This window comes from Polaromonas sp. P1_E12 (genome assembly GCF_056405975.1).
This window is the reverse complement of the sequence record NZ_JBFUBB010000005.1, coordinates 12,630-24,939: the sequence shown is the minus strand read 5'-3', so window position 1 is coordinate 24,939 and position 12,310 is coordinate 12,630. Positions and strand designations below refer to the sequence as shown.

The 12,310-nt window shown below is 61.0% G+C and carries 11 protein-coding genes and 1 tRNA gene; 2 read left to right on the top strand and 10 right to left on the bottom strand.

What is annotated here, in order from left to right; all coding sequences use genetic code 11:
* Positions 1 to 19: 19 nt before the first annotated feature.
* Positions 20 to 712 carry a FadR/GntR family transcriptional regulator gene (locus AC1D13_RS14810; protein WP_457282638.1) on the top strand — a complete coding sequence of 231 codons (693 nt, stop codon included), beginning with the start codon at positions 20 to 22 and terminating at the stop codon, positions 710 to 712.
* 149 nt (positions 713 to 861) lie between these two features.
* The gene (locus AC1D13_RS14805) at positions 862 to 1,629 is read left to right on the top strand and encodes an SDR family NAD(P)-dependent oxidoreductase (protein WP_457282637.1); all 768 of its coding nucleotides are present in this window, start codon (positions 862 to 864) and stop codon (positions 1,627 to 1,629) included.
* 103 nt (positions 1,630 to 1,732) lie between these two features.
* Here the strand turns inward: AC1D13_RS14805 and AC1D13_RS14800 are convergent, their stop codons facing one another.
* From AC1D13_RS14800 to AC1D13_RS14755, 10 genes are all read right to left on the bottom strand, one after another.
* Entirely contained in the window at positions 1,733 to 2,824 is a 1,092-nt protein-coding gene (locus AC1D13_RS14800; protein ID WP_477666884.1) for an acyltransferase family protein, read from the bottom strand.
* A gap of 73 nt (positions 2,825 to 2,897) precedes the next feature.
* Positions 2,898 to 2,973, bottom strand: a tRNA-Phe gene (locus AC1D13_RS14795).
* A 58-nt stretch (positions 2,974 to 3,031) separates the two neighbouring features.
* Positions 3,032 to 3,712, bottom strand: a complete 681-nt coding sequence (locus AC1D13_RS14790) for a response regulator (protein WP_457282636.1) — start codon at positions 3,710 to 3,712, stop codon at positions 3,032 to 3,034.
* A gap of 67 nt (positions 3,713 to 3,779) precedes the next feature.
* On the bottom strand, positions 3,780 to 6,086 hold the full coding sequence (locus tag AC1D13_RS14785; RefSeq protein ID WP_457282635.1) for an ATP-binding protein: 2,307 nt from the start codon (positions 6,084 to 6,086) through the stop codon (positions 3,780 to 3,782).
* A complete protein-coding gene (locus AC1D13_RS14780) occupies positions 6,083 to 6,745 on the bottom strand; it encodes a DUF4390 domain-containing protein (RefSeq protein ID WP_457282634.1) in 663 nt (220 codons plus the stop codon). Before AC1D13_RS14780 ends, AC1D13_RS14785 begins: the two co-directional genes overlap by 4 nt.
* A complete protein-coding gene (gene rsmB / locus AC1D13_RS14775; protein WP_477666886.1) occupies positions 6,726 to 8,174 on the bottom strand; it encodes a 16S rRNA (cytosine(967)-C(5))-methyltransferase RsmB in 1,449 nt (482 codons plus the stop codon). The genes AC1D13_RS14780 and rsmB overlap by 20 nt, the downstream gene beginning before the upstream one ends.
* Positions 8,175 to 8,347: 173 nt before the next feature.
* On the bottom strand, positions 8,348 to 9,658 hold the full coding sequence (locus tag AC1D13_RS14770) for an FCSD flavin-binding domain-containing protein (protein ID WP_477666887.1): 1,311 nt from the start codon (positions 9,656 to 9,658) through the stop codon (positions 8,348 to 8,350).
* A gap of 12 nt (positions 9,659 to 9,670) precedes the next feature.
* On the bottom strand, positions 9,671 to 10,021 hold the full coding sequence (locus tag AC1D13_RS14765) for a c-type cytochrome (protein ID WP_477689796.1): 351 nt from the start codon (positions 10,019 to 10,021) through the stop codon (positions 9,671 to 9,673).
* Positions 10,022 to 10,185: 164 nt separating this feature from the next.
* Complete coding sequence (locus AC1D13_RS14760; protein ID WP_477689795.1) at positions 10,186 to 11,190, bottom strand: M48 family metalloprotease; 1,005 nt, start codon at positions 11,188 to 11,190, stop codon at positions 10,186 to 10,188.
* Between the two features lie 241 nt (positions 11,191 to 11,431).
* Positions 11,432 to 12,025, bottom strand: coding sequence for a LemA family protein (locus AC1D13_RS14755; protein WP_457282630.1), 594 nt, complete (start codon positions 12,023 to 12,025; stop codon positions 11,432 to 11,434).
* Positions 12,026 to 12,310: the final 285 nt, after the last annotated feature.

The following is a 12,310-nucleotide window of genomic DNA, read 5'->3' as shown; positions in this document are numbered from 1 at the left end:
TCGTTACACCTTCCCCGTCATGAGAGTTACCAAGCCTGCCGAACCCCGCCGCCTGTATCAGCAGATCGCCGATCAGATCAGGGAATTGATCGCCAAAGGATCGTTCCAGGTCGGCGACCGTCTGCCGGCCGAGCGCGAGCTGGCATTGCTCCTGGGCGTGTCCCGCCCTTCGCTGCGCGAGGCATTGATTGCCCTGGACGTCCAGAGCAGTGTCGAGATCCGTGGCGGCTCGGGTGTCTACGTCTGCCCTCAACCTAAACGCACTTCCGGGAAGGCCACACCCGCACTCGGCGAGAGCCCAAGGGAACTGATGCAGACGCGCTCCGCCCTGGAGAGCGCGGTGGTGATCCTTGCCTGCGCGCGCGGCACCCCTGAGCAGCTCAAGCAGCTTAGGACGATCGTCACGAGAATGAGGGCTGAAACGGATCGCAACCGCGCCCCGCTGGATCTTGATCGACGCTTTCACATGACGCTCACGCAGATGAGTGGTAATTCGGTTATGGCCCGCATCATCGCCGAGTTGTTCGATGAACGGCACAGCCCGATCTCGGCCAAGCTGTCTTCGAAATACGAGAACCCACGCACCTGGAAGGCTGCGCTGAAGGAACATGAAGCTATTCTCAGCGCTCTGGATGCACGCGATCCGATAGCCGCACAGGCTGCCATGCTCGCCCATCTGCGCGCCTCCGAGCTGCGTTGGGTGGGGGACTGACCCCGTCCCCTGAGGTGTGCATCCATGAGCGCACGATGCGCGGATTGCTATCGCTCGCACCGGAAATTGAATTGGTGCCGGGCCCGAGTCGAGCCTAGCATCGCGCGTGCCCCCCGCCGCTGCACATCGCAATTTAGGAGACGATTCACATGAACATGCAAACTCGCTATCCCAGCCTGAAAGACCGGTCCGTCCTCATCACCGGGGGGTCGACCGGCATCGGTGCCACCTTGGTGCGGCAGTTCGCAGCGCAAGATGCGAAGGTCGGGTTCATCGACATCGACGTGGACAACGCACTCGCCCTTCAGGCAAGTGTGGCGAAGGAGCTCGGCAAGCGCGTGCATTTCATGCGCAGCGACGTCACCGACACTGACGAAATGCGCCAGGCGATCAAAGTGCTTCGCTCCCAGATCGGGCCGATCCGGGTGTTGCTGAACAACGCGGCCAACGACGAGCGACACCTGATCGAGGACACGACACCGCAATCCTGGGACGCGGGTGTCGCCGTGAACCTGAAGCACCAGTTCTTCGCGGCACAGGAAGTCGCGCCGGACATGAAAGCGCTGGGCGGTGGCTCCATCGTCAACTTCGGCTCGGTCAGCTGGATGCTCAAGCAAGGCGGCATGCCGGTTTACACCACCTGCAAGGCGGCCGTGCAAGGGCTCACCAGGAGCCTGGCGCGAGACTTCGGGCCCTTCCGCATTCGGGTGAACACCCTGGTGCCGGGTTGGACCATGACGGAAAAACAGTTGCGGCTGTGGGTCACACCCGAGTCCAAGGCAGACCTGGCCCGTGCGCAATGCCTGCCGGGGGATTTGATGCCTGAACATATTGCGAAGGCAGCAATGTTCCTGGCTTCCGATGACAGTGAAATGATGACGGCGCAGGACCTGGTCATCGATGGAGGCTGGACATGAGCGACGGGCCACTCGAAGGCTGTTGAGTTCCGTTGAAAGCCCGAACGGGAACGCGGGTGAAACCGGACGCCAGCAGGCTTGTCATCATCGCCAAAATCGAAACTCAGCCTTCAACGGCTCTATTGAAGTATGGTTTTTCAAGCAGGTAATACAGTCCACTAGCCAAAATTATGACGGCGCATAGAACCACGGCGTAATAAAAAAACACCATGCCGATTGAATCAGCGGGCGAAAAGCGGTTAAGAAAAGTGCCGATTACTATCGCGTGAATGATGTAAAAAGAGTAGCTGATTTTCCCAATGAAGCGCAACAATGTATGAGCAAAAAACCGCTGCACTTTACTTCCTTCCTGTAAGCAAGCTTGCAAAATGACGGTAAAAAAAATACCCGCAATTATGTAAAAACCTGCTTGAAAAGGATAAGTCACAATTCGTCCGCTCCAAAGAGACCAAATTATTTGCAAAATCAAAATGCCCAAAAATGACGTGCCTACTGCAGCCTGCCAGACAGCCGACTGGACAATTGACTCCTTAAACCTTTGAAACAAGACCAGGGCGACACCAAACAAAAATCCAATGAATCGCTCCGGTTGGAAAAACACTGGCCAGCCAATGACTTCACGTGCCAGATATGGGAAACTGGCTGCAAGTAGAGCTACCGTGACAATCAACCAAATCTCGTTTTTAAAGTTCAGTGCCGCCGCTGCAAAAATGAACAGGTAAAAAAGCCATTCCCATGTTAATGACCACGTTACATCGTTAAGTAGTGGTACTCCAAATAGGGGGGCAAGAAAACTGGCATTCAACGCCACAATTCCAATGCTGATTCCTGTGGTACCGGTTGCAACGTAGAGGCAAACAAGGACATGAACAGGAAGCAACCGAAGTGCGCGTTTTTTAAAGAATGAAAACCCTTGGCGCTTACCGCGAATGCTCAGATAGATTAAATATCCGCTGATCACAAAAAACAGATCAACACCCAAATGCCCTGCGCGAAGGATGCCAATCACCCTGCTCAGCAGACTGTCGTTGGCCAGGAAGTAGTTTTGGGCGGAATAGAAGCCAAAAAAATGGACGTTGAATACCATCAGTATTGCCAACGCCCGTAAACCATCCACTGATCCTATGCGCGACCTTTCCAGGTCGAAGGTTGCTTTGAAGCTTTCCAAGCTAACACCGAACAACCTGGAAGTCATGGGATTGTAGAAAACCTACAAGAATTGTAGAAACGCCCCAGAACCCTAAAAGGGCGCTGGGGCGCATGGAATATGGTGGCCTGGGGCGGAATCGAACCACCGACACAAGGATTTTCAATCCTCTGCTCTACCGACTGAGCTACCGGGCCTGAGCCTCAGATTATATATCACCAGAAAGGGAGGCCCGGCCCGCTGGGGGCCGGCGAGTCAGACGCCGCGTTTGCCGCGGGTCAGATCCACGCCGAGTTGCTTGAGCTTTCGGTAGAGGTGGGTACGCTCAAGGCCGGTTTTCTCCGCCACACGGGTCATGGAGCCGCCTTCCTTGGCCAAATGAAATTCGAAGTAGGCTTTTTCAAATTCGTCACGCGCGTCGCGCAATGGTTTTTCCAGCAGAAAACTCTGCGTGGCCTGCGGTCCCAGGTCGACGGGTGTCGGCAAGGTCCCGCCGGTCATCACGGCTTCTACCGTGAGGTCGGCTGCGTGTGCCGCGGGGCTGCTGTTCATTACGGCGGGTTTGCGGGGAGCTGCCTTGGTGAGGCCCTGCTCCACGGCCTTCAGGAGTTTTTGCAGGGTGATGGGTTTCTCAAGAAACGCCATGGCGCCGATCTTGGTAGCCTCGACTGCCGTATCGATCGTGGCGTGGCCGCTCATCATGATGACGGGCATGGTCAGCAAGCCACTGGAAGACCACTCCTTGAGCAGCGTCACGCCGTCAGTGTCGGGCATCCAGATGTCCAGTAGCACGAGGTCGGGCCTGGAACGTCCGCGGGCGGCGCGGGCCTGAGCGGCGTTCTCGGCGAGCTCGACCTGATGCCCTTCGTCATTAAGAATTTCTGAGAGAAGGTCGCGTATGCCCAGCTCGTCGTCGACCACCAGAATATTTGCCATGATTGAATTGCTGCCTGCCTGTTATTGCGAATGCCGTGCGGATATCGAAGTGTTACTGAATGTGTTGTTAAGCCACAACTGCAAATGATAACGACACTTGTGCCCCTTGCACCAAACCGTCTGCCACGCGGTTCGAAATATCGATGCGGGCTCCGTGTTCATCTGCAATTTTTTTGACGACCGCGAGCCCCAGCCCCGTACCCTTTACCTTGGTCGTGACGTAGGGCTCGAACGCGCGTTTGAGGATATGTTCGGGGAAGCCCGTTCCGTTGTCGCGCACCGTCAGACGCACACGCCTGGACGTTTCAGAGTATTCGGTCTTGAGCGTGACCCGCCCGTCCTCCTTGCCTTCCTGCGCATCCTGGGCGTTCTGCAGCAGGTTATGGATGACCTGGCGCAGCTGCTGGTCGTCGCCCTGGATTTTCGGGGCCTTGGGGTCCAGCTCTGTAACGACCGGAACCGCGGCACTGCCGCTGCGCAGTTCGCTGTGATCGTCACTGAGGTAGAGCTGCATCACATCGTTGATCAATGCATTGAGGTCAACAGGCTTGAGTTCGGCTGCCGGCAGGCGGGCGTAGTCGCGGAATTCATTCACAAGCCGCTTCATCGCGTCGACCTGGTCGACGATGGTTTTGACGGATTTGGTGAGCAACAGCTGCTCGGGTTCGCCGACCTTGCCGGTGAGTTTCATTTCGAGGCGCTCAGCCGACAGCTGGATCGGCGTGAGCGGATTCTTGATCTCGTGGGCCAGGCGGCGCGCCACCTCGCCCCAGGCCTGCGCGCGTTGGGCCGACACCATTTCGGAAACATCGTCAAACACCAGCAAAAACTCTTCGGTGCCCGGCATCTTGGCGCCACGGGCGATCAGCGTGATGGCGTTGTCGGGCGCACCGGGCACGGCCGCGTTGAGCTCAAAAGACTGCTGCCAATGCTCAAGCCCGTGCGGCGCACCATCGCTGAGGTAATCGGTGAACTGGGCCAGCACATCTTTGGCAAACAGGCCCAGGCCTGGCACTTCGCCCAGCGATTTTCCGTGGTATGCCGCCAGCGGCGCACGCAGGATGCGGGTAGCCCCAGGGTTGCTGGACTGGATGCGGCCATGCACATCCAGCACGATCACGCCGGCGGTGAGGTTGTCCAGAATGGTCTGCAGGTTGGCGCGCGCGGCATCAACCTGGCTCATGCTTTGCTGCACTGCCGAGCGGGCATCGGCCAGCTGCTGTGTCATGTCGGCAAAAGAACGCGTGAGCCCGCCCAGCTCGTCCTTGCCCTGCAGGGCGGCCTTGGGTGTCAAGTCGCCCTGGGCCACCTGGCGCACGCCCTCCGCCAGCACCAGCAGCGGCTTGGCCAGCTGGTTGCCCAGCACCACGGCCAGCAGTACCGCACCGAATACGGCCAGGAACAAGCTGAGCGTGAGTGTGCCTATATACATCTTGCGCAGGCCTCCGCGTGCCAGCGCGCGCTCCTGGTATTCGCGGTTAGCTTCCTGGACGGCGACAGCATTGGCCACCAGGCCCTCAGGCAGCAGCTGGGTCACCTGCAAAAACCGCGCGTCGCCCAGCACGTTCACATTGGGGTTGTTCACCACGGCAATCGCCTTGACCCGCGCAACGGCCCCCGGCGCGGTACCGGCAGCCCCACCTGCGGCCAGCTCGCCGTTGCCGGCAGACACCACCTCATCGAGGCCTTCAATCTGCGTGACAACGCGCTGTGTGCGTGCTGCGCGCAGTTGCTGCACCGAAGGGCGTTCGGGTTTCAGCAGAAATCGCGACTCACCTGCGCTGGCGATCACCTGGCCCGAGGGGCTCCAGAGCACCACATCGCTGGCCTGGAGCTGGTCGCGCAGGCGTTCAAGTGCGAGGCCAGCCATGGCGTCCGGCGTCTCGGAAATTTGGGTGGCGGCCTGTCGTGTCTTGTTGCCAAGGTCGGCGGCCAGGGTGTCCAGCGTGGCCCGGCCCAGGTTCAACCCGGCCGCCAGCGCCCCCTCCACTTCCACGTCAAACCAGCTTTCAATCGACCGCGACACAAACTGGTAGGACACCACATAAATCATCAGCCCCGGCATGAGGCCGACCAGCGCAAAGATGGCGGCCAGCTTGACCAGCAGCCGGCTGCCGAAGCGGCCGCGGTACAGCCGCAGTGCAAGGCGCGCCACAATCCATCCGATGACCAGCAGCAGCAAGCCGGCAACGGCCACGTTGAGCACAAAGAGCAGTGCGTAATTGCGCTCGTACAGCTCGCGATTGCCGGTGGCCTGCGTCAGCAGGAACATCAGCACCAGGCCGAGCGCCGCGATGGCCCCCACCCCGACACCGACCGTCCAGCGAAAAGCCTTGCTGCTCTTGAGGGAGCCGCCGCTGACCTGCAGGTTCACTTGACGCCCTCGGCGCTGGAGACCACAGGCGTGGCGGGCTCCAGTTTCAGCCGCTCCCTGACCTGCGCGGAGATATTCCAGTCTTTTTGCCCGGCTACCCCGATCTGGAAGGGGCGCGGCAGCTGCGTCAGGTCGAGCCTGAAACTGAAATCAAGCTTGTGGGCGGCGTCGGGGTCGACCTCGGCCGCATCGGCGATTTTCCAGCGCGCCACGCGCTGGATGGCAGACAGGGCCTCGGGAAGGGTCTCGTAATTCTGGTTCAGTGTGGCGCGCAGGCCCGCCGAACTGGTGATGAGGCCCGAAGCAATGTTGACGCGCCAGCGGCGGGTCAATGGCTGGTATGCCAGGCGAACGGTGCGGGCCGCACTGGCCACGCGCGGGTCCGTCCAGTACCAGCGGTCGCGGTAAATGTCGGCTTCGACCACAAAAAACATCGGGATCCCCTTGAGCAGGGCGTCTTCCACGACCGCCGGAAGCTCAAACCGGACCTGCGCGGACAGGTGAACACCATCGTCACCGCGCTCCACGCGCAGCTGCGTGATCTCGGTGGCCAACGCCGGTCCCGGTGCGGCCATCGCGATGCAAAGGCACAGCCCTGGCAGAAAACGCCCCATGATGCCCACCGCACGCCGCCAGCTGTCAGCGGCTGCGTTTTTCAAGGAGGGCGTAATAGAAACCGTCGTGTTCACGCATCAAATTGTCCGGGAAGACCGTCGCTCCGACGCCACTTTGGGGGAGCAAATGCCCCGGCGAAGGCTTTAATAAGGCGTCGGTGTGGTGCGTAAGAAACGTTTGTATCTGGTTGTCGCCTTCCGCGCGAAAAACTGAACAGGTGCAATACAGCAGGCGCCCGCCGGGCTTGAGCAAAAGCCAGAGCGTTTTAAGCAAATGCGCCTGGATGTCGGCCAATTGGGTGATGTCCGTGGGCCGGCGCAGCCAGCGTACATCCGGGTGGCGCCGCACGATGCCCGAAGCCGTACAGGGTGCATCCAGCAGGATCGCGTCGAATGCCTGCCCATCCCACCAGGAATCAGGCTGGCCGGCATCGCCGACACGGATGTCAGCCTGCAGACCCAGGCGGTGCAGATTCTGCTTCACGCGCTCGCAGCGGCGCGCATCAATGTCCAGCGCTGTCACGTCGCAATCGGCCAGTTCAAGCAGGTGAGCGGTTTTGCCGCCCGGTGCAGCACAGGCATCCAGCACTTTCAGCCTCCCGGCTTCACCGCCCTCGGCTTTCAAACCATCCAGAAGCAAAGGCGCAGCCAGCTGCGCCGCGGCGTCCTGAACCGAAAAATGCCCTTCCGCAAAGCCCGGCAACGAGCTCACGGCCTGCGCACGGGCGAGGATGACTCCCTGCCTGCCGACCGGTGTTGCTTCAATATTGATAGCTGCCAGCGCATGCTGGTATTGGGCTTGAGTCGTTTTTCGCTCATTAATGCGCAAGATCAGCGGTGCCTGGGTATTGTTGGCCTGCAGTATGGCCTGCCAGTCCCCGGGGTGGTCCTTGCGCACCCGGTCTATCCACCACTGGGGATGGTTCCACACGGCCTGCGGGCTTTTCTCGGTGCGTGCCACCAGCTCCTCGCGTTCGCGCAAGAACCGGCGCAGGCACCCATTGATAAAGCTGGCCTGGTGCTGTGTGGCGTCGCCGCGCTTGGCGGCTTCAACGGTCTGGTCGACCAACGTGTGTGCCGTGTATCTGGCCCCCGCGCTTGTCGCTTCGCGGGCCTTCGGCGGTGCGCTGCCCCATTCAGAAGAAGAAGGGGCTAATTTTCCTGGGGGCGGCCCGCCGGAAAATTGTTCCGGCCAGCTGACATCGATTTCGTTCCAGGCCAAGGCGAGGGCGACACACAGCAACGCATCTGCCTCGGGCGGCGGCGGGCGGCGCGCCAGTTGCTGGCGCAAGGCCTCGGCGCGGCCCAGCCAGCGCAGCGTGTGAAAACCCAGCGCCTGGACGCCGGGCCGCAACGCGGCATCCACATCTTCCAGCGCGGCGGTCATGGACTGGCCATCACGCACGGCCATTAAAAGGGAAGCAGCGCCCTGAAGCTGGCGCCACAGGGGGACTTGGGTCGGGTTGTCTTGCATTTGTCTCACGGATACCGCCCGAAGGGGACGGCAACCTGTATTAGACCAGTAGCAAGTCCCCGCCGCGCCACCCCGAATTGCAAGCAGGGGCCGCGGGACCGGCTTTGCCGGACCGCAGGCGCAGCGGCCCCCTCGGGGGGCAGGGAGTTACGCGAAGCGAACGACCGTGGGGGCTAACTGAGACTGTCTGCCCAGATATTGCTCGCCCAGTTCAGCGCGTAGACGCCCTCAAGCTCGGTAGGCCCGGCACTGACGCCGCCGGAGCCGGCTACCGCCTTGAAAGTTTTCTCTGCCACCACATACTCATGCACGCTGGCCACATGGATCACATTCTTGTTGTCGACAAAGCTGTAGCAGGTATTGGTGAGCATGGGCGCGGGGTTGACCTCCCAGCCCGAGAGCTGGGCCACGATGGCGGCGGCCGCCACTTTGCCATGGTTGTTGGCCATGTGGCCGCTCTTGGGCATGGCCGGCGCGACCTGAATGGAGTCGCCGAGAACATGCACGTCCTTTGCGGCAGTGGATTCAAACGTCAGGTAATTAACGCCGCACCAGCGGTTGTTGGCCTGGTTGTTGAGGCCTGCCTGCACGGCAATCGTGCCGGCACGCATGGCGGGCAGCACATTGAGCACGTTGGCTTTCACGTCGTCCTGCACATCAAATTTGATAAGGCCGGCCTTCGCATCGACCGACGTGGCCTTGTGCTGGCCCCGGTATTCGACGATGCCCTTGTACTGCTCGGCCCACACTTTCTTGAAGAGCGGCCCTTTGGATGTCACGTCCGGATTGGCATCAAGGATGAGCACCTTGCTGCGCGGTTTGGCGGCCTTGAAGTAGCCGGCAATGACGCTGGCGCGTTCGTACGGGCCGGGTGGGCAACGGTATGGCGCTTCGGGAATGGTGATCGCGTAAACGCCGCCGTCGGGCATGGCTTCAAGCTGCCGGCGCAGCGCCACGGTTTCCGCGCCGGCCTTCCAGGCCTGCAGGACCTGGCCGGAGGCATTGGCGTCTTTCAGGCCCTCGATGCTGCCGAACATCAGTTCGACACCAGGCGAGACCACCAGCTTGTCATAGGCGATGGTGGCGCCGCCTGCCAGCGTAACCGTTTTCTTCGCGGTATCGATGGCGCTGGCGTAGTCCTTCACCACGGTGACGCCGTGGTTGCGCGACAGGCCCGCATACGACGTCGTAAGGTCGCCGATCTGCTTGCCGCCGCTGAGCACGAGGTTGGAGATAGGGCAGGAGATAAACGCGTCCTGCGGCTCGATCAGCACCACGTCGATCTTGTTGTCCGAGAGCAGGCGCACATATTTGGCAGCTGTGGCGCCGCCGTAGCCGCCGCCTATAACAACCACTTTGGCCTTGGAAGGAATCGAGGTGCTGGCGCAACCGGCCAGGCCCAGCAGGCCCAGGGCAGCGCTTGACTGCAGGAAAGAGCGGCGCTTGAAGCCCGCCAGCGAAACAGTGTGAGGAGACGTATTCATGGTGTCTGTTCCTTACTTCTTCTGTGCAGCAAAGTAGCTGGCCAGCGACTCGATCTGCGCGTCGTTGAAGCCCTTGCTGATCTGGTGCATCACCGTGGCGGGCCGCGTACCGGCCTTGAAGGCGTTCATCTGCGCAACGATGTAACCCTTGTCGAGGCCTGCAAGCGAAGTGACCGCGGAACCCCGAACCACTTTGCCATTGGTACCGTGACAGTTGGCGCAGGTTGCCGCCAGACCCCTGGCGTAGAGCGCTTCTTTGGTGCCGGCGTTTTGCGCCTGCGCCATGGGGCTGAGCGCAAGGCAGAGCAAGGGCAGCGCAAGGCGCTTGAAGCTCCTGAATATTGGAAGACGTAACGTTCTCATAGGTTCTCCTGTCGTTTTGGGGCAGCCGTCTTTTCAACTGACAATTTAACGTGGCGCTCCCTGCACCCTATAGGGAGTATCCAGTACTTCGGCAGCAGTTGGAGCCCTGCCGTTCAACCCAATGGCGATGTGCTTATTGGAAAGTTATTGCTGCCATGGCGAATCTAGAAAATGGCGTCCGGCCGCGTCGGCATTTCATCATCGCGCTGCGTGGGTAGCGCCTCCATTGACCGGCCATAGATGCGGCGAATGCGCTCGGCCAATGGAGGATGGCTGGCGAACCAGTGGGTATCTGCACGAAGGCCCACCAGCAGCATGTGCTGCACGGCCGGGTGCACGCTGCGCGGCATCAGCCCCTGCGCCTGCTGGCCCGCCACCTTGCGCAGCACGCCACCCAGGCCATCCTTGCTGCGCGTGAACTGCACGGCTCGCGCATCTGCCAGGAACTCGCGCTGGCGCGACACCGCCGCCTTCAGTGCACGCCCCGCAAGCCATCCGAGCGAGCCTGTGGTCATGATGGCAAAGCCGGGCAAGGCAAGGAAAGAACGCCCGCCGCTGTCGTTCTGCGCGCACATGCTGCGTCCGAGGTTGAAGACCATCTCAAGCCCGAACACCATACCGGCCAGCCGCATGTTCAGACGCGTATCGCCTTCGCGTATATGGCTGAATTCATGTGCCACCAAGCCCTGCAGCTCGTCGCGTGTCAGATACTCCAGTGCACCGCGCGTTACCGCCACCACCGAGTCGTCCTCATCCCAGCCGGTGGCAAACGCATTGATGCCCTCTTCCCGGTCGAGCACCATGGCCTGGGGCGGCCGCATGCTGGCGGCAATGGCAAGCTCACTCACGATGTTGCACAGCTTTTGTTCGGCCTCCCGGCTGGCTGGCCAGGCTTCCCGGGCACCCGCACGGCGCGCCAGCTTCTCACCGCCGCCCTTCAGCGCAGAGGTTTCCAGCCACCAGCCGCCAAACACGAACAGCAGGGTCATGCCCGTGTTGACCGCAAAGAAGTAGCCGGGGTAGCCACTGAAGCCGGGGGCCACCAGGCGCCAGGTGAGCGCCAGCGCGGCATTGACCGCCACAACCAGTGCAAGCACTGTCAAGCCGAACAGCACCAGCAGCCGCGTGGTCTGCCCGCGCGCTGTCTCCTGGCGCTCAAAAAAGCGCATTCACAGCCCCCCCTTCAATACCCGAGGAGCACGCAGGCAGCTTACAGAGGATCCAAACCAGCCAGGGCCGCGGAACCGGCTTTGCCGGGCCGCAGGCGCAGCGACCCCCGAGGGGCTGGAGCCTGCGGCTCCAAAGCTGCTTGAGCAGCTTTGGACAGGCGACAGAGGCGAAGCGTCTCGCGAGCCGCGGCCTGCAAGGCCTCGCGTGATACACGAAGTGACAAGCGTGGGGGCCACGTTTTCAGAACTGGACACGCACAGCCTGACGCTCGGCCGGTGTTTCGGTTGCGCGCAGCATGGCTGAGGGCGCAAAACCGAACGTGCGGGCAATCAGCAGCGCGGGAAACTGCCCCTGCGCATTGTTGTAGTCCAGCACGGCATCGTTATAAGCCTGCCTGGCAAAACCGACCTTGTTTTCGGTGCTGGTGAGCTCTTCGCTGAGTTCACGAATGGTCTGGTCGGCCTTGAGTTCGGGGTAGGCCTCGGCTACGGCAAAAAGCCGCCCCAGGCTGCCGTCCAGCGACTGCTCGGCGGCGGCCAGCGCCACGACGGCGCCAGCATTGGCCGGGCGGCTGCGCACCGCATCGCTGGCCGTGCGCGCCTGGTTGCGCGCAAGCATCACCGCCTCAAGCGTGCTTTGCTCATGCTGCAGGTATTTTTTGGCGGCTTCGACCAGATTGGGAATCAGGTCGTAGCGGCGCTTGAGCTGCACATCGATCTGGGCGAAAGCGTTGGCAATGATGTTTTTCAGCCGAACCAGCCGGTTGTAGGCGCCTACGGCCCAGAAAACCAGCAAGGCAAACACAATGACGAAAACAAGCGTGCTAAGAGGCATGGATATTCCTTGGTGCGACATGAGCTGACACTCACCCGACAGCTCGGCGGGCGACTGCCGCGAGGTTAACTGTTTTTGGGCTCAATCGGCAAGCTTGCAGGCTGTTTTTGATTGCCACAAAACGCTATGATTTTTATAGCTGATTGCGCACATCCGATATGCGCAAAACCCCAATTTCGCTTAGATCCCCGCCTGCATGATTGCCACGCGACGGACGTCCTGCCATAAAAAAAGCCCCACACCCTTGCGGGATGTGGGGCCTGGCGCCTTTTACGGCGCGGGAGT